The following is a 21,154-nucleotide window of genomic DNA, read 5'->3' on the forward strand; positions in this document are numbered from 1 at the left end:
TACCTCCCAATTTGCGTTGCGGAATGGTTTTTGGATTCAATAACGTTTTAAGCGGAGATTTTTATGTCCACAGTCGCAGGCGTCTCAACTTCCACAGTCGATCCAAATAGTGCTTTGCAGCAAGCGGCCCAGTCGATTATCAGCGGATCGACTAATTCGACGATGGATGTAAATTCGCTGGTGTCTGCAATAGTTTCCGCAAAAGTCGCCGGTCAGACCGACGCAATAACAAACAAGACGAACACGGACAACACGCAATTGTCAGCCGTTGGTTCGTTGAAATCTATTCTGTCGTTACTTCAAAGCTCTCTGTCAACGCTAGCTGACGGCACCGCGCTCACCTCATATACGGCGAGCGCAGATGGCAAAGGACTTACCGCCAGCACTACTGCCGGAGCGGTGCCAGGAAGCTACGACGTTGCAGTATCAAACATTGCTAAATCTCAGTCGATCACATCGGGCAAGTTTACGACGGGCGCGTCACTGGGCACCGGCACAATGCAATTGTCCGTAGGCGGGAAAAGCACCTCGATTACAATCGACAGCTCAAACAATACGATTGATGGCATAGCAGCAGCGATCAACTCGGCATCAGGCAATCCCGGCATCACAGCTGCTGTAGTCAATGGGACAGACGGCGCTCATTTGGTGCTGCGCTCCTCTTCGACCGGCGTAGCCAACGGTATTGCCGTCTCGATAACAGGCTCAGGCAGCTCGGACGCATTAAATAATTTAAACGTGACATCGGGCCAAGCGCCCACCCCCGCAAGCACCGTGGAAACTGACCCTAGCAGCTATACCGGACCGATCGGCACCAGCATTACGGGCGGCAGTGCCAATTGGACCCAAAGTGTCTCAGGTGTAGACGCACACTTCACAATCGCCGGTACGGCCGCATCGAGCGCAAGCAATACAATTACGGCAGCACTGAGCGGTGTGTCAGTGACGCTTACGTCCGCGGCGGTTGGTACAACACAAACAATAACAGTAGCGCAGGACACGACAGGGCTAACAACTACCTTGAATTCGTTTGTCACAGCGTACAACAACTATGTGAGCACAGTTAAATCGTTGACTTCTTTTGATTCCACAGCGACCAAGGGGTCACAAGGCGGCACGCTGCTCGGCGATTCGATGCTAAATGCGATCACAAGCACTATTTCAAGCTTAATCAGTGGCGGCGTTGGAACTGGCTCAAGCAAAGCAAGTTTGGCAGCCATTGGTATTTCACTGCAGCCTGACGGCACTCTTAAGACGGACGCTGCCGCGCTCGGCACCGCGGTAACAAGCGGCTCTGCAACACTTTCAACGCTCTTCAACGCCAAGACAGGCGTTGCATCAAAGCTCAATGCAAGTCTCACATCGATCCTAGCAACCGGCGGCGCTATTGATACGCGTACTACAGCGCTTAACGCCGACCTAAAAAGCTTGACGGATCAGCAAACTTCCCTGACAGCATACACAGCAGAACTGACGACCAGTTACAACGCGCAGTTCACTGCCCTGAATACGTTAATGTCGCAGACTGCGAATAACGCAAATTATTTGACAGCGCTCTTTGGCGGCACCAACAGCGCAGGCGCACTAGCAACCAATAAGTAAAGGGAGCAAAAGCGATGAACCAGCAAGAACTGATTGCCCAGGCGTGGGCACTGACGGAAGCGATAGAGCAAGCTGCAGCCGACAACGACTGGCTTGGCGCCGCGCAACTCACGAACACGCGCTCACCTCTACTAAAGGCGCTCCAGGGTGACCAGCCCGACGATTCCATGATTACAATCCGAAGCATTCAGACGAGCATTGCCATGATCATGGACATGGCGGCATTGGCGGAAATGACGTTGATGAATAGATACCGTAACTCGATTGAACGCGCGTGCGCCGCCAGCCGATATCAACGAGCTGCCCAGTTCTGATAGAGTGGCTATCAACCAACGAGGGTGCCGTAAAGACTTTCAGCTTCGTGTGAAAAGCCTGTCCAACATGCCGCGAAATCCTTATCCAACTTGGTGAATTACGCAACCTGTCGCCGCCATTTTCATGCAGTGATTCTACTGGAGTAAGACCGCTGCTTTACCCATAAGCGTCCACGGATTCCGGCTGACCTCGACGTCGCCCGTCGAAGTAGATTGTGCTCGGCAGTGGGCCACCGACTATCGCGATCGACGATGGCTAATCGCATTCGCCTGCGAATACCCGCACGATGTCGTCGGCAAACTCAAGTGCGACCGCTTCCAACTCTGGTGATTCGCTTGAAAAATCCCGCGGCAAGCGCTTACCTCGCGCAGTACGAATCGAGATGACTGTCTGGGCAAGAACCATTGCCTCTGCCATGAGCTCAGCATCGCCGAAGAACATCGCTCCATCGTTCATCGCATCTCCGCGTCGGCACTCACACTCATCCAGACCTTCCTTGCACGAAGAACACGGGCTCGCCGCTTATCCGGCAAACGCCAGCATCGATTCGGCGGGCACAGTTTTCCCCTGCTCATCGGCACGGGACAGAGCCATCAACATCGACTGATCATCGAACCGGAACGCGCAGAGAAGATGGGGTGCTGCGGCGAGCTTCTGAACCTGAGCCATTGTGAGGGTAACAAGAATGTCCGCGACCTTTAGTGAGAGCCCGAGGCGCGCTTGACCAGCGGCGCGATCGGCACGTAGCATCTTCTGCGCAAGCATGATGTACGAGAGGTTGATTTCTCGAATTGAGTCGGCGGAATCATTTTTAGTATGCATGGCCTTCGCTTACGACATCGGATGAGTGTGGTGAACTCCCGGAAAATGATACCGGAATCCATTAATGGCTCGTTATATCTCGTAACACGGAATTATTCTCTGTTCGATCAGATCAATAAGCAAGGACCTGAAGTCATTTATCTTCTTATGCAGATGCTTAAGCAGTATCTATTGCCAGCTCATGTGGGCGTCAAGCTTCGATCCGCCATCGAACCGCTGTGACGTAATAGCAGTCCAAAATACTGATGTCATACGATTGTAAGTATTGGGTGACATCTTTTTCGTGGTCTCGACCGACGATGCTGTGCCCGCCGTATCTATCACGTACACGTCAATCGTTCCGCAAACGTGCCGCTCAATGAAAATGGCCCGCATTTTTCTGAAGCCGCTTGCGGATGACCAAGCGATAAGAGAACTCTCACCGTTTTTATCGCATCGTTCATATTGGGACCGCGGTCACAAATTACAGCGATCGATGAAAGCAGCGCTTCGATATCTTTGCTTGGTTGGTCGTCGTGGTGCTGTTTAGCGCGATTCTGTAGTGGGCTGATCGACGCCCACAGCATTTCGAGCTCCACTAGCATTTCATTGTGGTGTTGAACCCGTTTGTTGGGTTGCACGTTGTTTAGCCGGTGTGCGCTTTTCGCTACACGCCGGAGGAGCCCCGGCGCGGCTGTTTGTGAACTGCAGCGGGCGCATTTGAAGCTAAGCGGTCGACTCAACGTTCGGACCACATCACTCGCCGCGCGCGATCACCGTGTACGCCGCCGCGCGCTCTATGTTCTTTTTGCCCCTGAAGCGGCGCTCTGCCGTGGTGAAGCCAAAGTTACTGGTCCTTCAAAATCGAGACACCATGACACCTTGGATCTAAAGTTCGCGAAGGGCTTGCCGTAATATAGTCTTGCTCGCAAGAGCGAATCGCTTCGGAGACGGACTTGCACAAGCGCGCGTCATTACAACCCAACGGGCTTGGCGGCTTGCTTGCGATCGGGATCGTCATAGCCTACGGTCTGCTTCATGTGTCTGGCATCTGGGCATTTGCTTGCGGAGCGCTTTTCCTTCTTTCTGCGCTCTGGATGGCGTCGAAACTCTGGAACCCTCTTCCAAAGTCATTTTGGTGGTTTTGCGTCCTGGGAACTTGTCTTGGCGCAATTGGCTTGCTCATCGTCAAGACTGCTAGCGCGTGATCGGCGAGGTTTTCGCTTCAAGGGGCGCTACCTTCGCACCCGCGGTCAGTGAAACCTAGCCGGCTTACGTTCAGTGCATCTTGACTCGATGCGGATTAGGCGCGCTAACACGCCTGCTGTGAGTACGCCTACAGTACGTGGCATGCTTGTCCGCTGCACCGCGATTGACTAATCGGGGATACGATCGAGGCCGCGCTGTTGATTCGCATTGGTCTTGCCCCCGAAGAAGGCATGACCAACTAGCAGTACGCAGGATGCCGACACGCAGCGCGCCCGAGATACGCAATGGTAAATGTCCAGACGGTGTATCGGCCGCGTTTTATCGCCGGCAAAGTCTTGCCCAGATCGGAGCTAGTTATCGGGAACGCTCTACCGGTTCCGCTCGCCCGACAAACCGTGCCATAACTAGCACTGGATTCAATGAGAATGCGCTGGCGGGGACAAGGACGCTGTAATTGCGACAGTCATAAACACGCTTGGCAGCACGCCTTGCGCCGCCCCTATGCGACGAGTGGGAGGGCCAAAGAACGCAGCACCGATAAACGCAAATGAATGTCAATGCGAAAAGCGATAGCGGCATCGACGGTCTGACAACCGAAGTGCCGTTGCAGCACGGCCCCAAGCATGGCGTCACGAACAGGTCGCAGTCGTCAAAAAAAGCTGAAGCCGATCACAGCAACGAACCGCCGGCGCAGGCTTCTTTCGGGCAAGCATTAAGCCGGATCGCGACCAAGATCCGGCATATCGCTTCGCATGATGCGCGCCCCGTTTTATATTCTCCCCGCCGTACAGTGGCGCACAGTCCCGTCATATCGTCGCGGCGGAAATACCGGGGTTGCCCGCCACGTGTCCCGACTGCAAGGCCTCGTCGATGATTTCATCATATCGATCCTGGGTCACGCCGAAATCCGCTAGCGTTTAAGTAATGCCCTCCGTAGCTCTAGCACCGCGTGCGCTGCTCGGTCGGCGGTGGCTTCGCCGATCAGCGCTGCGACCTTTGCATCGCCCTCACCATTCAGCGACGCGTTGTACGCATGACCGGGGGAAGCATGGTCGCGTTCACCAGCCCGCGCGCGATCCCAAACTTGTTGCCAAGCGGCACCGCGAATGCATGTACCAGTCCCAGACGTGTCGCATCGAATGCGATGCCCACCATTGCGCTGGCGAGCAGCATATCGCCGCGCGCATCGGTACTGTCGCCATTAGGGTCGAGCGCGGCGAGCTTCGGCTGATCAGCGAAACCGCCTAACGCGCGAGCCCCGCCGTGACGGGCTGGTTTGCCTTGTTGACGCATGATTCGATGGCATGCGTGAGCACATCCATGCCGGCTAGCCGTGATGCTGGGCGGCAAACTATGGGTGAGTACAAAATTGAGCAAGCCAATGCACGGTCAGCTGTACACGCTGCCAATCGATATCGTGATGGCGGCTTCGGTGCGGAGAGCACTGACCGGATCTTAGTTCGCTCCCTAGTACGCGACGTGGTCGGGATGGCGATGACGGGCGCGCCGGCATGGCGCACCTTGCCTATGCCGACATAGTCGCGAATTGTGCCCGCGTTGCCAAGCATCGAGCCAATCGCCTTGGCTGTGTCGAGTGCGCACCCCCGCCCACGCCGACGATCAGATCGCACGACTTATCGCGCGCGAGTGCAATGCCTTGCGTAACCGAGTGCACAGCGGCATCGCTGTGGACCTCGGTGAAAGCGAGCGCCTCGATATCCGCGACCCTCGGCGTGTCCAAAACACGGTCTACAAGACCGGCGGCTTTGACGCCTGATTCTCCGACCGCCAGCATGCGCTTGCCGCTCAGCTGCTGGATAAAGCCCAGCTGCTTCGCACGGTGCAGCGTCCATATTCGATTTCCCCGACCGGCTGCGCAGCGACGCCATCCATAGGAACCTGTTCAACGCGGCAGCGCCGAGCAGCGCGTAGCGCGCCACATAAAACCGCTACCCGCGTGTCCTCCGTGCATGGCTGGGCCCACGCGGATCAGCGTTTGACGACCGCCAGATTCCGATGCCCGAATGAAGGTATACGCCGGTAACGAGAGCACCGTCATAGATACAAACGGGCCGTCGTGGCTAAACGGCTGGACCGGGATTGCGATGCCGCGCACCACAAGCGGCACAAGAAATGCCAGTTGCCCGCATGACTGGAACGTTACGTCTGACGAATGTGGGGTGACGCACCGAACCTTACATGTCAGCCCGTTAGAGTAGCTCCATCCTGAATTTGCTTGCACCGTCGCTTTTTCCGTGTGGATCACGCCCTCTCAAACATAAAACATGGCATTCGTTAAAATTTCGGCTCGCGAACTGGAACTCGACACGCCATTGCGCTTTCGTATTTATGCCTCTTTTGAATTTGGCGTGGGTGGGTTTGGCGGGTCAAGGGCGGGCGTGAGCCCGGCGCAGCGAACCCTTGAGGCGCGCTCACCCAGTAAGATGATTCATGGGTGATTGCGGCAGAATGCGGGAATCACCCATGTAAGCCAACCCGCTATGACGAATCAATTGTTCGAATCCGCCCTCGGTATCACGGCTCCTTGGTATGTCCGAAGTGTTGACTTCGATGCTGCTCAGCGGCAGCTCAACATCGCCGTTGACTTCGTTGCAGGCAGCCGATTTGGCTATGCCGGAGTGGCCGGCGAGCATCCCGTGCACGACACGCAAATCAAGCGCCTGCGGCATCTGAATTTCTTCCAGCACGAGTGCTTCCTCGAAGTGCGAGTGCCCAGGGTGCGCCTGCCAGATGGTTCCGTGCGTTTGGTTGAGCCAGCTTGGGTGGGCCAGCTCAGCGGCTTCACTTTGTTGTTCGAGGCGCTCGTACTGATGCTCGCGCAGCAGATGCCGTTCGCCGCCGTTGCGCGCGCGGTCAATCTGTCGTGGCATCGAGTACATGCCATCTGTTCGCGGTATGTGGAACTGGCACTCGCAGCGGCCGACCTGTCGGGTGTGACGGCGGTGGCGATTGACGAAACCTCGTACCGTCGCGGTCATGAGTATCTGACGCTGGTCGCCGACATGCAGGCGCGGCGGGTCGCTTTCGTCACCACGGGCAAGGATGCCAGCACGATAGAGCGCTTTGCCACCTACCTGAGCGAACACGGCGGCTCACCCGAGCAAGTGAGCTCGGTGAGCATCGACATGTCGCCGGCTTTCATCAAGGGCGTCAATGAACATCTCCCCGATGCGCGGGTCACCTTTGACAAGTTCCACGTCGTCGCTCACGCGTCCAAGGCGCTCGACGCAGTACGTCGGCAGCAGCAGAAACTCGACCCTCAGCTTAAGGGCATGCGTTGGACGTTGCTCAAGGACGCCGACAAACTGAACCTCGCGCAACTCACCGAACTTGAAGCGTTGGTCAGTCAGTACACGACCAATCGCACCGCGCGAGCCTGGCTTTACCGAGAACAATTGCGCGATATTCTTGAGCGCAAACAAATCAACGTCGTCTCCGAGATGCTGCACCAGTGGTGCACGAATGTGATGCGTTCCAAAGTCGAACCCATGAAGGATGTGGTCCGTTTGGTTCGCAGACATTTCGATGGAATTGTGGCCTGGACCCAGACCCGTCAGACCAACGGTTTCATCGAGGCTATCAACGGCCTGTTTCAGGCAGCAAAGCGCAAGGCTCGTGGATATGCGCGCTTTGAAACCATGCGCACGGTCTTGTTTCTGATTGCCGGAAAACTTAACTTTGCCGCGTTCAATGAACATGCCCGCTGAGCCGCATTACCCACTCGGTTTTAAAAAGAGCCGTATTTATTCTGCCGCTGGGAAGCTACTGCTAAGTGAGGGCAACGCCTTGCGCTCCGAGGCGCAGCGAGAAAGGCTCTTGACGATCGGCGCTTATCGCGAAGCCGACGCGTCCGAGCACAAACCCACCGACCCGGCCGCAGACGATACTGTATTGATATCAACGGCTGCGCATGCCACGCCCGGTCCGCTTGCCCTGGAGCCCCGGCCAGCGCGCTTCCCGATACTGCCTACCGGGATTGAACAGTTTCAGTTGACCTCTTGCGCCGGGAACGCCGCGTCGTTCTATGTCCGATACGTCGGTGCGATTGCTGGGCTCGCACTGCTTATCATGGTTCAAGGCGAAAGCGAAGATCTGCAAGTAGGCACGGAACTAGAGGCGAAGGTGATATTTGGGCGGGCAGTCTATGCCTTTCGCACCCGCGTTGCAGCTCGGGACAGTCGCATCCCTGGGCTTTTTCAACTCGAATACCCTGCAACCATCAAAAGACATACGATTCGCAAGCACGTGCGAATCGACACCCGACTATCCGCGCGGCTCATTCGCAATGACGTCGTAGCTACCGGGTTCGATGCGCAAATCACGAACTTGTGCGCGAGCGGCATCGGCTTCTTCTTGCCTGATGCGACGCTCGAAATTGGCGAACACTTTAAGATCGCCGTTCGGCTGAAAGTCGACGCACGCGAGCATGCCATAGTGTTTCATTGCATCGCACGCAATCGGTCGTGCAAGGGCAATGGGCTCACGGTGGGCGCAGAATTCAATGCACTGCCTGACGAGACTCGGCGTCTGACACAGGCCTATATTTTTCAGCAAGCGACTGGCACTTCCCAAGGCTGAGCTACATCCTTCCTGGTCGGTAAGACCGGAGGTCCAAGATTTGCTATTTTCGCGAAGACTTAACCACAAGACGAGAAAGCGACATGAAGATTTGGTCCTATATCACCGTTGCTACCGTGATCGGCTCGGCAAGCATCGGCGCTCAAGCGCAAGTTGCCGGAACTCAGCCCTTAAGCGTGACGGTGCAGCAATCAGAAGCGTTGCTTCAAGGATGGAGTGCTAAAAAGGGCATTCTCGGCAAAGCGGTCTACAACGACGCCAACGAGAAAATTGGCTCGATCATGGACTTGGTGATTTCGCCGGACACGACGGTTTCGGCAGCCATTATCGCCACAGGCGGATTCCTCGGGGTCGCGACTCATGATGTCGCCGTACCGATCGGGTCACTTGATATTCGCAACGGCAATTTCTATCTGGCCGGTGCAACGAAACAAGCACTCAAGGACACGCCCGAGTTCCAGTACAACAAAGTGCAAACGCCAGCCAAGCCAAGAAAGCTTCAGGCTAAATAACACCTAAGCGCGTGCGCGGCGACTTGCCTCGACGCAGCGGTCGCTCACCAAGGGTGATGACGAAGTCGCGACCTGCAAAAGGCCCGCGTCTTCTTTGCGCTTGGGTGAGCGTTCAATGTTCTGAGCGAGCCGTAGAACACGGCGCCTCCACCGCCTCTAAGAGCCCGGTTGTCCGCACCTCAGGCCCATCCTCTTTTGCTTATCTCGAGCACAAGTATCTCGAAGAGCTCGAGTTGGTGGACCTGTGCGCGCGCTCACTTACCACGCGATGAGTGGATCGTGCTGGCTGCGTTTGCGACGGCGCACGCGTATTGTGTGGCATCGGCGCAGCCACCACCCAGTCGCGGCCTGCACTATCTAGGCTCGCACTTTGGCTTTTCGGATCTCCTGTCTATTACATTGACAGCCTGCGACACAACAACATGGGGCTTTCGAATCTCGAAAAAGCGAAGTAAGCGAAGCCGGAGGTAGTGGTAAAGCTCATCCGGCGCAAGGATTGACTCGGCCAGCAGCGGATGAATTTCGCAAGGCGTCGCCGCGGCGATTGCCAACCCCTCAACCGTACACCCATGCGCGCTCAGGAGCGAACGCAGCGAGCGCAAGACCGCTGCATGCCGTCGCGCTGGCGCGGTGTGCAGCACAGCCCCATCCTCGGCGTGCGCGGTGATCAATGTTTCGGGGTCGAGACCGGGTTCGACGCTTCCCTGAAACGACAGCACGCATACGACAAACGCGCCAAAGGGCGTCACGACCACCATATCTAGATCCGTGACCGCGCACCGCGTATGAGACGCATGGATAAATCGCAGCCCGCATCGTATCGCATAGTCGCCTACCCCTAAGCGCCTCAGCACTTGCTCGAACAGGACTGAGACGCCCTCGACCATTTCGTCTTCGCCAACAATACGCGAACGCGCATTTTCACTAATTGTCTCAGATGCGCTTTCGGCCAAACGCCGGGCACCGCAATCGCTCAATACCGATGTGGTCAAAACAATCCCCTCTTCAAAGTAGACCTTACCAGCCTAAGCAAAGAAGAAGAAAGTCAAGCAGCCTGCGAGGCGCACCGATCGCGAATGATGCGCAGCCGGCTGGCTAATCATCCAGCCGCGCATCCGGCCGCGCTTCTAGCACAATGAATGACGAGTCGTGGGAGCGCGGAGATTTTAGACAGTCACGCTCTCGTCGCTCTCGTCGCTATGGTCGTTCCCCTCATCGCCGTCCCGCACTGCTGGGCCGCCGCTCACGCGAGCGCTTGGATCGCTTACCTTGGAAAGCACGCGATATAGCGCCTGGCGCGAGATGCCCAATGACTTCGCCGCGTGCGACTTATTGCCGTTTGCTGCCGCGAGTGCCACGAGCGCTTGCTCGCAACTCACCACCGGCGCATCAATCCTCCGAATCGCTGCAAACGAAGAAATGTAGGCACTCGCCTTGGTCGCTAATCCATGCCCAGCAGCCGCGACAATCTTTTCCATCGCCAGCTGGTGCAATTGCGGATCGGGCTTATGATCGGGACGCTTGATCGGTGCAGGCACGCCGGTCACTTGCTCGTACATGCGCTGCAAATAGGCGTGGCGCAAGCCATGCACTGTCACCCCCAAACCCTTTTGCGAGACGCCCTCATTACCCAACACTTTATAAAAATGGCGATACCATTTTTTGAGCGAGTAAGACTCTGGAATCATTGAGCCCGTACGGGGGTTTGCCATCTGCGCGGCCCGAATAAGCAGGTCATACTGCCATTCGGCATCGATGGGCACCACACGCGGGCGCCCGCCTTTGGTCCCATCGGTCACGTGAAGATGGCCGGACACGCGCAGACACTGAAGTGGGCGCAGCAGCATGCTCTCTTGCGCGCGCAAGCCAAACGCGGACTGTAACTCGACCTGAATCGCAACCCACCGGTCGCTGTGCGATAAGCGCGCGATGACCTCATCAACATTCACGTCGGCGGCCTCCCACGATTTGTCCCGTTGCGCTACGTAATACCGGCGGTACCCGTCGGGGCGCGTGATGTAGTCATCGACCGTACCCACTAGCTGGTGTTTGCCCATCCATGCTGCGAGCGTGCGCCAATACGTGAGTTTGTTTTCGACCGTCCCTGGGCTCTGTTTATTTTTAATCACCCACACATTGACCAGATGCCGAATATGCTTGCTCGAGATATTCCACGGTGTCTCAATGGCAAAGCCATCGCGCCTTAGCTCTTTGAAACCGGCAATCAAGGACAAGAGGCGCCGTTCCTGCGTTTTAATTGAAATGGCATTGGCTGTCACCCGCGTCTTACTATGCGCATGAGACAGGAATTGTTGGAAGAGTTTGTCCAGCTCTCCGGTTAAACGCTTAGGAAGACCTGATCGTTCAAGTATTGCGCGATAACTGACTACGACTTTCATTTGCTTTCCTCATATTTAAACAGCGCGCGGTTAAAAATTAATGCCGTCTTCAGTTAATTATTCTAGAAATACAATTCGCCATTCCAACGCCTCAACCAACTACTAAGGACTCTGCGCGAACACCAATCACACTTCGACCGCTGCGTTAGCAGCACGCGAAAAAAAAGTTCAGGCGATGTCTCCATAGAAAAACGTTTTCAGTACCGCGTCGTTATGCATCGTTGGGTGCTGAGCAAGACGCATCGCGGCGCACAAGGCACTCAGTTTCCAGCACCCATTACGAGCGCGATAATTCGCATGAATCTATAGGCGTCGCGCGTTGATCCGCCAGCGACGCTTCGCGTCTTCGCCAAGTCACCGGTTTTGCGGCGCGCACAATGCTATTACTTAACCTCCGCTATGATTTTCTTGCGTTGATTTCGTTTTAGGTCTTTCGATTTTTTAACGCCTACGTGACGATCAACCCACATGACTTCCAATTTTTCTTGCACCCTGAAAATTCTCGGTGATTTCTTAAAGAATCTCCGATTTGTTTTTAGGTTACGTAACCGGAAGTTGCAAATCTCATGCAATATTTATAGATCCTCCTCAATGCGTTCTGAAGCACTACGCGTCCCCTTCTAATAAACTAACGCATCGCACGCTAGATAATTAAACAAGGCAGCCGCCGCACCTAATGAAACACACAGCACGAAATCTCAATAAGAAAACCAGTTAAGCGCGAACGGCGTATCGCCGGTAATGGTGGACACAGGAGATCTCGAAGGTGAACCATATTGCGATCGCGTATTGCCTTGATGCTGCGGTTGAACTAGGTTGATTAAATGGCAGTTTAAAGTCGGTTGATACGACGGATTGTGCTCCTTATTTCGACACGGCTTGGCTCCCGTTCTCGAGACGCCGATAGAGCGCTTGACGTGAGATACCTAAACTCTTTGCCGCATGGGATTTAATTCCCAGAGCGTTGGCAAGCGCTGCCTGTGCTTGTTCAGCCGTCACTTCTGGCATGGCGACGCGAACGCGATCTATCAATAGATACCTGCTCGCCTTAATTTCCCGACTGAGGCCCGCCGCCTGCACGACGCGCCGCATGGCGGCACGATGACTATCGCGCTCCGCGCGTTCAGATGTACCTTTCACCGGTGCGGCCATGCTGGTCGATCGCTCGTACACATCCTGCAGATATTGGTGGCGCAAACCCAAACTGGTTATGCCAAGCATCTTGTTCACGATCCCGTGTTTGTTCAACACAGCGTAGTAAACATTGCGCCATTGACTCGTCGTCAATCCTTGTCTCATTGTCGTGCCGGTAGATTTGTTGGATAAACGCGCCGCCTCTGTTAACACCGCATATTGCAGTTCGATTGGAACGGATCGCGCATGACCGCCAATCGTTCCCCGCATCACATTCACGAACGCTTTGTCTCGCAGCGCCTGCGCGGGCTTTAGCATGAAGCTTTCTTCCACCTTCAATCCAAATGCCATCTGCAACTTCAGCTGAACAGCAACATTAGGGTTGGTGCGTGCAACTTGTTCGATCAGGAGCATCGCATTTACCCCACTGCCGTCCCAGGATTTATCTCGTGATGCCAAATGCGACCTGACCAATCCGTGCGATTCTCGATCAATATAATCACTAAGCGTTCCAACTAATTCGGGTGTACCAATCCATTCGCCAAGCGCGCGTAAATGCGTCAGCTTGTTTTCAATCGTGCCGCCGGAATGACCGAGACGGACCCACAAGTTAACCAAAATCTGCACGTCGCTTTTGTTGATGTTCTGGGGGTATCGCAACGGTTGACCGTTCATATGCAATTCAAGGAACGATCGGCAGATCGCTCGAGCACGGACCTCTTTGCTCTTTGCCGACAATGATTTCGATGTGATTCTCGCGCGGCGGTGAAACCGCTCGATGTTATCTGCTAAGAGACATTCAAGGGCAATCCTGAAGGGCAATGGCAACTTGTAGTCGTGAATTACGGCGGATACATCGAAGATCGGTGCCATAGTCTTTCCTTCGCAAAAAAAATTGGTATAGATACGGGCTCAGAACGTGCGAGTACCTCACGCGTGCGAAAAGCGTATGTGCTCAAGGGCGAACTCGCGCGCTGCGCCAACATCAGTCAACGTTAATACATTGGGCTATCTGCCCTGCGGCCTGCACTTCGTCCGCGTCGCTAAAGCACGCCTGTCCGAGCCCGGTCGCAGTAGTTCTATCAACAAAAGTTGGTCGCTAGATTTTCCCCGCTGGCTGGCCGACGCTCCTTGCTTGCCGGTCCGTGCGTGCACGGTGCCATGTCGGGGCGGTCGTCCGATCGTTTGTTTCGAATGTTCTCGATTTCGCCGTTCAATGTTCCTTGCTAGTAACCGTCGTGCCGATCGATACGACGGGTGGGTTTTAGGAAACTACGCGCTTGCATTCCGGGACTTTAGCGATGATTGTTTGATCCACCCGACGCAGGGAAGCGGCTGCGTTCCGATGGTCCCAAGTCAGCAATGCTGACTTCGGCTACCCAGCCGACACACGCTAGGGCGGCGACTAAGCAATTCTTTTTGCGCATTTTGGTTCGGCTGCGCGTGCCGATCGATTAGTTCTCGGAAACTCGTACATGCTTCGTACATGAAGTTTCCCGCCCCTGGCAAGCCGGTGTATCGTTGCCGCGGTGTATCGGGCAACGCACACCATGCCCAGCGATAATGCTGAAGGGGCGAGTTGAATGTTCTCGAGCGCTGTGAGTCCGTTCACACGCTCGTCCTTAGTCGCATCCTCCGCGCTTAGCGCACGCGGATCATGGGCGGCCGAGATGCCTGCGACGCCCGGGTGTCGGGACGGCGGCACGTGATGCAGGTAGCGGACGTCTAGGACGTCTTTCATGAAGATGGCGTTCATTTGAAAGCGTTGTAACGGGATTGGGGCCCTAAGGCTCAAGTCGATGCGTCGATGGCGCGGTGTATGAATGAATCTTATCGCTGCGCGCATGGCGCATAAGCTTACAATGCTCACGAATTTGCTATGTCTTTCGCCGCAAGCGGCGGAAATTAGCGTTATCTGTGAGCCACGAATCCGCTACACACGCGTTTTTGCGTTCCCCAGAAGGTCTATAGCGTGATGCAGGCGCATACGCCGCGCTTAATGGCGGTGACGCGCCCATTGCGTTGTCGCGGCGTCCGCCCAAAAACAATATTGAGCGAGTTGCGCGCTCAGTTGTCGCGCCGCACCGCTGGTGGAATCGGCGCCAAGCCTTGTCAAAAAGCTCCTGCGCATGGGCTGGAGATACCGTTTTGTGGATAACTACAACGCTTCCCTTTCAAAGACTCCATCGGTCATCCTCTGAAATGTAGAGAGGGGAAGCTCGTCGGGTTGGGTTCTGCCACCGCGCCGACGCTGTGGTTGTGCCGCCGGTTGAACGCCACCGCTAAAGACGCCGAAAGCACCGAACCCACCAATGCGGGAGAGCGGACCCATCGCAATCACCGAACCGAACGACATGCAATGGACCCGGATGTCGGGACGTCCCGCACGGTCCGTGTCGGCGACGCCACAAGGACGCTTTTCTCGCCCGACTTAGCGCACGCGATGCCCCATAAGTTGAGGCGATGATCTGGACCGCGTTTATGCGTCATCCGTTTTGATAAGCCCCGCCAGGTCATTTGCATCGTTCATAGTTAGACGGGGCAAGTGCATCTTGAGCCAAATCCAAGAGTGTGAGAATTCCCTTAAGGCGCATGCGTTGAGCCGGAACAAGCTCGTATGTATCTGCCAAGTTTCGAATTCGTTCGCGCCAGTAGTCGGGGTTTAGATTGATATAACGGCCGCCTTCGGCCTGCACGACGGCATATCGAACCACAGCGTCCAGGTGCCTGAGTTCTGCATCAGCGAACATTGACGGATGGCGTTTCGGTTGATTCAGGACCAACTGACGTTTAATAAGGCCCCTCATAGCACTACCTCTGGCCACCGGATCGTCGCGGGCAATGCATGCGCGACCCAACTGACGCGATGCGATTGTTCGTGCTCGTCAGTACGTCTAACTCGGTCTGCACTCCTATTGAAATATCTTAAAAAATTTTTGTATGAATACGATTGCGTCCTACTCATGGTGAGTGCTTGATGAAAGCGACACGAGGCGACGACGATACGTTCAAATAAGGCAATGCATGAAGCGGAGGCAGAAACATGATTTGTGCGCATTGGAAGAAAGATTCATCGGTGACAATCCATCTTCTCGGCTTGGCGGCAATGTCAAGGCGACGGCGGCGCGCTTAACCTGCAATGGCCTGCGGCACTCGCGTCTTTGGATTGAATCACTCATCGCCGACCACGGCCGTCGTCGGTTTTTTTTCTCGTCGCTCATTGCCCACCCTTTCAAGAGGGCGATCGCATTGCATGCCGCGACTGTGCATAGTCCGCGATTTTTTTGGATGTACGCCAGTGCGTTATGTATTCTGGAAGCGGAATATCGCGTGCAGACGTCCAATTGCGCATCCGCCTGTGCCAACTTCGAGGGCGGCTTTCTTAACACCCACCCGGTTACTTTGAGAGCAAATGTCGATAGCGCGTCAAAGCTGGCCTTAGCGGTTCCGGAGACTTGGATGCGGCTGCTGGGGGAATCGAGCGCCCCTTTACACCTTGCGTGGTTTGAAAGAGGCGACACCCTGATCGCCGTACAGGGTCTTTCTCACAAAGACGCTATAAAACGTATCTCTTTGCAGCACCCGACCGGTCAAAACGGATGGCGGACGCCCCGGAATGCCCGAAAAACGTTTTCCAGATTTTTTATTTTGTTATCCGAGGTGTTTTTCGAATCTTCTTATTTGTAATCAAACACTTAGAAAAAACAACATGCCGCGAGACCCTGAGTGCCGATCAGGGTCTCCTGAAACCCAGATCACCATACGCGTCGCCCGTCCGGTCAAGCCGTTACCTCAACCTCATTTGCCAATACTGTGGTGCGCCCGCAGTATTGGCTAGCTTCGGCAGCCAGAGCTATCAGTATCGCGAAGACTGCGGCACGCTGTAGCTCTGTGAGCCCTGTCAAGCGTGGATTGACGCTTCTGCACTATTCACCAACTTGTTGCCGGCTGAAATCGTCATGCGAGCAGTCGTCGTGATTTTTTAGTTTGTGCTCACCGCGAAAATGCACCTGCTCCAGTCGGGCAGCGCACATTCGGAAGAGAACAGCCGGAACCGACGTTCACAGAGGCACCGTCGCCTAAAGGACATTATCTACCGGGCGGGATAGAGATTATTTGAGATTTGACAGTATTTCGTAATGTTTCTCTCGGAAAGGGATATGTTTTTCCATAGCTTTCTCAATTACCCCTTATACGCCGTATAAGGGGTCTCGGGAAACGCAGACCATCGATTGGCGAAGGAACGCGAGGCGTGAGATTCGTCCGGCTTTGGCTAGCATGCACACAAGGTTGTAAATTGCACACCGGGGCGTGATTGTGCCCGAGACAGCGGATACGACTGCCGGGCGACGACTGTCTCGTGCGGAGAGCTTCACGCGCGATCGGCTCAGATCTATTTCTTCGGGGCTTGCTTTAGTGTTCGGTGCTCGCGAACGCGCTAGGAAGATATCGAGAGAACCGCACATTCTGTAACCGGCGGGCAAACCAACGGAGCGCAGGAGGCCGCCCGTGCCGAACAAGGTATGGGAGGTGTAACCGCGTGGGATTGTCCAAATGAACGAATGAGCGAATCCGAGGTTGCTTTATAGTCAATCTCACGACCGCCTCGCCTGCAATTAAGTATGCGGGCTTTGGAGATGATGACCGGAACCGGTACGTGGGGTTCAAGTGGTGCGGCGTTTTAAGCGTGTCGTGTCCAGACCGCACTAGGCAAGAACATTAGAAAATCTCTTAATAATCAGCTATCTATCATTTTACACGCGAAATCGGACCACATCATCATGTGTTCCGAATTGGTGCAAGCGGTTCATCCAAACATCCAATCCGGCTTAGTGCTTGTCATCGCGTGATAGCTTAGGATTAGATTTAAAGCGGTTAGTGTAAGGATTTCGAGGGACAAATCTTTGCGAAGCCGGTAAGCGGCGTGATGATATTCAATCGGAGACATGTATTCTCTATGTGCCCCCGGGATCGAGAGAATAAATCCATTATGGAGATCCCCTCTTATAGTCAAGTCGCCAGCGATTACGATCAGGAAGATCATCTACCGCGGCTGCGACGCGATCTTCGAAGCTGCGTTCGTCGTCTCCGCCGGTAGCGTGTATGCGTGAAACCTGCACTGCGGTGGTTACGCCGTCGAGAAGACGAAATTCGCCAAAGGAGCGAGCTTGCGTTATCGAGCTGCGTCAATCGGCACGGGATCAATCAACCAGTAGCCGCGCAATGTGATTTTGCTATCCGAGATTTACAGCGCAGGATTGCGCAAACGGGGCCTCGCGTTTCCCCGTCGTCAGACGTTCGGGATAGCAGATCAAAAATGAAGGCCGCGTCAACAGCGGCAAATTCGTGCGGGTTAAGTCAAGCAGGTACCAACCCGATGGGCACCAATTTCATCGATTTGCCATACGCATTTGGCCCGACCTTTTTCGAATGCCACGTGGAGCGTACGCTAGGCGGTACGGCATATTTCGCGCAAAACTCGACCGCGTCCCGCCTCGGCTACAAACGAAGTGAGGATAAGAACCTCGGTTAGTGACTGGATTACAGGCACGCCAGCCGCGGCCATCTACGAGCGCTTGCAGTGCACAGTGTGCATGCAGCGATGGAGATTGGCCTCCCGAGTTGGGATTGGGAGAAGCTTCAGGTTCGACTGGCGCGCCCGCACTGCTTAAGCAATGCGATGAAAGGGAACGGTACGGGCCGTCTTCTGATGGTTTGATTGTATATGCGGGCTAAAGACCGCGGCGCGTTTCTTCTGAAGGACTGGTGTAAACCATTGTCAGCGGACAGTTATCGAGCGGTGGGCGCTATTGCTGGAAAAATCCCACAGATTTCTCGGACTAGCACCTTTTTTAAACGATCGATTTCGTAATAAAAACAATAAATTACGGCGACGCCTATTTTTGATGGGTTATACGCCGTGTGGGGGGACGGCTTCATCTACCCAAAATAAGCGCGTCTGCCGCACCGAAACGTAATCAAGTTAAAAAAGCACTTGTCGTGAAGCCAACTTCGCGGCCACCGCCCTATCGGCGGTATCAACAAACACGATGCACCCACGCTGCATCGCTTCCGCTTGTTCACAGGCACCGAGTCAACCCTTCGCACGCAAGGATCTCGGTAATGATGAGGTATAACGAGGCGGAAAATGGGGCTCGTAGGACCGAGCAGATCGTTCAACTTCGGTGTGCGGATGCCAAAATCGTCGATTCGAGGAGAAAGGCATGTGGTTTTTGCGAGCTTTGCAAACTAAGACACGTCGTCGGAACTCTATACTCTGTGAATCCCCGCGCTAACGCGCATCGAACTCCGGCGAAGCTTTTATGTCTCGTCGCTCGTATTTTAGCAATCTTTTAGATGGCATCGACTGAAGCTGCCAGCGAGTAGCCGACAGCGGAAGTGTGCTTGTTGCGACGATTCTGCAATCGTCGCTCCGAAGATTGATCTCTTGTAATTGGCCAGCCCCCTCAGCTTTTTTCCGCGCTATTTAATTTGTAGCGCTAACCCCGCGGGAGAACTCCCGTCGGGGAGTATGCTCGCATTTCCGAAGAGGTTTAACGCAATGAAGCTTGTCCCAGTGACGATCCGATATTCATGCGGCACTATCATTAATGACCGCGTTTCGCTGGACCCAACGACCCACGAGGTGCATTTCAGCTCCCGCCTGACAGTAATCTTTTTAGAAATGGCGAAGACCGAAGCCGCACCCTTTATCTCGATCAGTTTGAGCGGGCACGATTTCTCAGTGGTCCAAGGCAGTGACGGAAAACATACCCTCGCGCGCGAGAAAGATCGGATTCATGTCGAAGGATTTCGATCAATCTTCGCGCCTAATCGACCCCAGCGGCACTCGAACGGGCACCTGGCTCATATGCTTAGCGTCGCCTCGTTGGCAGGGGCCGGCTGGAGCGCAGCGTCTGTAACGAATTGGAATCTCGCCGCAGTTGAGGATGTCGCTAGTTTCTTGATTTGCGCCGCTCTTCTTGGCATCGCAGGTTTTTACTGCAAGAGGGATTAACGATGAGCTTTTCTATTGGGGTGATTGCCGCAGCAGCTTTAATAGCTTTATTTTTCGGATGGACTTCGCACAACGGTCGCAGGATCGAGCAGGACCATCGGCGACGACTGCGTCAAGAAGAGTAGCGTCCGTTTTTTTACCGCCAATAGTTGAATTAGAACGCGCCGCGCCCTGTACGGGCGCGGTCTTTTTTAGATGGCCCTCGCCCAAATCCGAAACAAAATAGATCCGTTCCCGGTGTCGCGCCGCTGTATGCTAATCCAGCAACTGAGACGGCAGAATTATCACTACCGTATGACGCCCAAGGGTTGCGCGCACCGCTTCGTAGACAGACGCTTTCGGCACGGTCCTAACGGTAACGCTACTATAGATTTCATACCTGCCGCCAAGAGCGGGGGGATTTGCTTACCGGTCAACGGTCTTTCGTTAATTTAACGGCTATCTTTTCCACAATTTCGCCAACGCCCCACGATAAAAAAACCAAGCGCTGGCTGAACATGGTCCTTCTCTTTCTAGATTATCGATTCACCAATAATGTAACATGATCATAAGCTTGAGCAATAGGCGAATGAAGATGAGTGTTGGTCGACCTAGGCCGATCGCAAGATACAAACCGCCCAAAGAAATTAGCATAAGCGAAACTGTGAAATCGCTCCTAGGGAAACAACCGATATCGACCGCAAAAATCACATAGAACACCACGGCGAGAATCACTCGGCGAACGATCCAATGTAGTCCTATAAATTTATTATACATTGTCGCTCCCGCCCTTACGATGCGTGAGCGCCGCACGCCAGAATAAAAATGCGGCTTCTGACGTTGCGAAAATCGCTGCAACAAGAATCCAAAATTGAATGCCGCGAGTCCAGTCAAGCTCGCGAAGACTTGTTAGTAACGTCATAGTGTTGCTCCACTCGATAGTTGACATCGGGTGCTCCTATAGCAGACCCAATATCTTCATCGTCGCAGACCACGGCGAAAGTCAAGGCTGGCACAAGTACAATGTAAAGCCACCTCTTTACATCCCGATCAGTCGACGCGTGGTCGCAACTCGCGACAAATTCATACGTACTTAAAAAATAGAAATTTCAAATAAATAGGATAACTAATTTATTTGATAACGACGAAGCTCTCTCGCAGCTCAAATAGCTATGAAAGATGAGAATTATCCTAACCTTGAGAAATTTGGCTGGAACGGGAGACGGCAATTCAGCACGAAGAAGGGCGCCACCTTATAAAGTTCAACGACACCATCCTTCTTTGTTTTGTACAACGAAATTTTCGACGCGGCCTGATCCGTGTGAATTTCGTTTAGGTTAGCGAAGATGCTATACACCACTTGACGTCTGTTATCTCAGCAACATCGCGTGCGACGCAAAAAAAATGAAGTGGGCACGAAGTTCTATCACTAGCGGCCCCCTCGCAGCGAGCGCTGCGTTACTGCATTAGACAGGAGACGTTTTAAAACATACAGCCGTGATGCTCTGACGGGGACATTTTGAGTAGACCACAGGACCTCGAAATAATTCCTGCACATCTTCGCAAATTTGAATGCGTAGATGTAC

14 protein-coding genes and 1 pseudogene are annotated in these 21,154 nt (G+C 54.3%); 7 read left to right on the forward strand and 8 right to left on the reverse strand.

The features are described from left to right. The first annotated feature begins 63 nt into the window (after window positions 1–63). The gene (fliD, locus tag AX768_RS11910; protein ID WP_062000123.1) at window positions 64–1,602 is read left to right on the forward strand and encodes a flagellar filament capping protein FliD; all 1,539 of its coding nucleotides are present in this window, start codon (window positions 64–66) and stop codon (window positions 1,600–1,602) included. Between the two features lie 14 nt (window positions 1,603–1,616). After that, window positions 1,617–1,916: a hypothetical protein gene (locus AX768_RS11915; RefSeq protein ID WP_062000124.1), complete on the forward strand. Its 300-nt coding sequence runs from the start codon at window positions 1,617–1,619 to the stop codon at window positions 1,914–1,916. Window positions 1,917–2,172: 256 nt separating this feature from the next. Here the strand turns inward: AX768_RS11915 and AX768_RS11920 are convergent, their stop codons facing one another. The 4 genes and pseudogenes from AX768_RS11920 to AX768_RS34455 form a co-directional block, all read right to left on the reverse strand. Further along, a complete protein-coding gene (locus AX768_RS11920; protein WP_062000125.1) occupies window positions 2,173–2,373 on the reverse strand; it encodes a hypothetical protein in 201 nt (66 codons plus the stop codon). Between the two features lie 66 nt (window positions 2,374–2,439). Beyond that, entirely contained in the window at window positions 2,440–2,739 is a 300-nt protein-coding gene (flhD, locus tag AX768_RS11925) for a flagellar transcriptional regulator FlhD (RefSeq protein ID WP_062000126.1), read from the reverse strand. Window positions 2,740–4,941: 2,202 nt separating this feature from the next. After that, window positions 4,942–5,220 carry an iron-containing alcohol dehydrogenase gene (locus AX768_RS11935; protein ID WP_062000128.1) on the reverse strand — a complete coding sequence of 93 codons (279 nt, stop codon included), beginning with the start codon at window positions 5,218–5,220 and terminating at the stop codon, window positions 4,942–4,944. Next, window positions 5,172–5,782 (reverse strand): annotated as a pseudogene (locus AX768_RS34455) (iron-containing alcohol dehydrogenase). Before AX768_RS34455 ends, AX768_RS11935 begins: the two are co-directional and overlap by 49 nt. A gap of 646 nt (window positions 5,783–6,428) precedes the next feature. Between AX768_RS34455 and AX768_RS11945 the strand changes: the two are divergent. The 3 genes from AX768_RS11945 (at window position 6,429) to AX768_RS11955 (ending at window position 9,038) form a co-directional block, all read left to right on the forward strand. After that, the gene (locus AX768_RS11945; RefSeq protein WP_062000130.1) at window positions 6,429–7,655 is read left to right on the forward strand and encodes an ISL3 family transposase; all 1,227 of its coding nucleotides are present in this window, start codon (window positions 6,429–6,431) and stop codon (window positions 7,653–7,655) included. Beyond that, window positions 7,639–8,526: a flagellar brake protein gene (locus AX768_RS11950; RefSeq protein WP_082778820.1), complete on the forward strand. Its 888-nt coding sequence runs from the start codon at window positions 7,639–7,641 to the stop codon at window positions 8,524–8,526. Before AX768_RS11945 ends, AX768_RS11950 begins: the two co-directional genes overlap by 17 nt. 83 nt (window positions 8,527–8,609) lie before the next feature. Continuing rightward, window positions 8,610–9,038 (forward strand): PRC-barrel domain-containing protein, encoded by a 429-nt coding sequence (locus AX768_RS11955; RefSeq protein WP_062000132.1) that lies wholly within the window; start codon window positions 8,610–8,612, stop codon window positions 9,036–9,038. Window positions 9,039–9,391: 353 nt separating this feature from the next. Here AX768_RS11955 and AX768_RS11960 read toward each other — a convergent pair whose 3' ends face one another. The 3 genes from AX768_RS11960 to AX768_RS11970 form a co-directional block, all read right to left on the reverse strand. Then, window positions 9,392–10,030, reverse strand: a complete 639-nt coding sequence (locus tag AX768_RS11960; RefSeq protein WP_144022062.1) for a hypothetical protein — start codon at window positions 10,028–10,030, stop codon at window positions 9,392–9,394. A 174-nt stretch (window positions 10,031–10,204) separates the two neighbouring features. Next, a complete protein-coding gene (locus tag AX768_RS11965) occupies window positions 10,205–11,437 on the reverse strand; it encodes an integrase domain-containing protein (protein ID WP_062000134.1) in 1,233 nt (410 codons plus the stop codon). 864 nt (window positions 11,438–12,301) lie between these two features. Next, window positions 12,302–13,444 (reverse strand): helix-turn-helix domain-containing protein, encoded by a 1,143-nt coding sequence (locus AX768_RS11970; protein WP_062000135.1) that lies wholly within the window; start codon window positions 13,442–13,444, stop codon window positions 12,302–12,304. Between the two features lie 2,184 nt (window positions 13,445–15,628). Between AX768_RS11970 and AX768_RS11985 the strand changes: the two genes are divergently transcribed. Both AX768_RS11985 and AX768_RS11995 read left to right on the forward strand, forming a co-directional pair. Beyond that, window positions 15,629–16,258 (forward strand): hypothetical protein, encoded by a 630-nt coding sequence (locus AX768_RS11985; RefSeq protein WP_144022063.1) that lies wholly within the window; start codon window positions 15,629–15,631, stop codon window positions 16,256–16,258. A gap of 2,875 nt (window positions 16,259–19,133) precedes the next feature. Next, window positions 19,134–19,589, forward strand: a complete 456-nt coding sequence (locus AX768_RS11995; protein WP_062000140.1) for a hypothetical protein — start codon at window positions 19,134–19,136, stop codon at window positions 19,587–19,589. A gap of 748 nt (window positions 19,590–20,337) precedes the next feature. On the opposite strand, the gene AX768_RS32760 is transcribed toward AX768_RS11995, so the two are convergent. Next, on the reverse strand, window positions 20,338–20,517 hold the full coding sequence (locus AX768_RS32760) for a hypothetical protein (protein WP_144022064.1): 180 nt from the start codon (window positions 20,515–20,517) through the stop codon (window positions 20,338–20,340). Between the last annotated feature and the right edge of the window lie 637 nt (window positions 20,518–21,154).

Origin of the sequence: Burkholderia sp. PAMC 28687, from assembly GCF_001577465.1 — a bacterium.
Classification (GTDB): Bacteria; Pseudomonadota; Gammaproteobacteria; order Burkholderiales; family Burkholderiaceae; genus Caballeronia.

What these genes read in the sequence shown, in the direction of transcription:
- fliD (WP_062000123.1), top strand. Translation starts at nt 64, where the DNA reads ATGTCCACAGTCGCAGGCGTCTCAACTTCCACAGTCGATCCAAATAGT.
- AX768_RS11915 (WP_062000124.1), top strand. Translation starts at nt 1,617, where the DNA reads ATGAACCAGCAAGAACTGATTGCCCAGGCGTGGGCACTGACGGAAGCG.
- AX768_RS11920 (WP_062000125.1), bottom strand. Translation starts at nt 2,373, where the DNA reads ATGAACGATGGAGCGATGTTCTTCGGCGATGCTGAGCTCATGGCAGAG.
- flhD (WP_062000126.1), bottom strand. Translation starts at nt 2,739, where the DNA reads ATGCATACTAAAAATGATTCCGCCGACTCAATTCGAGAAATCAACCTC.
- AX768_RS11935 (WP_062000128.1), bottom strand. Translation starts at nt 5,220, where the DNA reads ATGCGTCAACAAGGCAAACCAGCCCGTCACGGCGGGGCTCGCGCGTTA.
- AX768_RS11945 (WP_062000130.1), top strand. Translation starts at nt 6,429, where the DNA reads ATGACGAATCAATTGTTCGAATCCGCCCTCGGTATCACGGCTCCTTGG.
- AX768_RS11950 (WP_082778820.1), top strand. Translation starts at nt 7,639, where the DNA reads ATGAACATGCCCGCTGAGCCGCATTACCCACTCGGTTTTAAAAAGAGC.
- AX768_RS11955 (WP_062000132.1), top strand. Translation starts at nt 8,610, where the DNA reads ATGAAGATTTGGTCCTATATCACCGTTGCTACCGTGATCGGCTCGGCA.
- AX768_RS11965 (WP_062000134.1), bottom strand. Translation starts at nt 11,437, where the DNA reads ATGAAAGTCGTAGTCAGTTATCGCGCAATACTTGAACGATCAGGTCTT.
- AX768_RS11970 (WP_062000135.1), bottom strand. Translation starts at nt 13,444, where the DNA reads ATGGCACCGATCTTCGATGTATCCGCCGTAATTCACGACTACAAGTTG.
- AX768_RS11995 (WP_062000140.1), top strand. Translation starts at nt 19,134, where the DNA reads ATGAAGCTTGTCCCAGTGACGATCCGATATTCATGCGGCACTATCATT.
- AX768_RS32760 (WP_144022064.1), bottom strand. Translation starts at nt 20,517, where the DNA reads ATGTCAACTATCGAGTGGAGCAACACTATGACGTTACTAACAAGTCTT.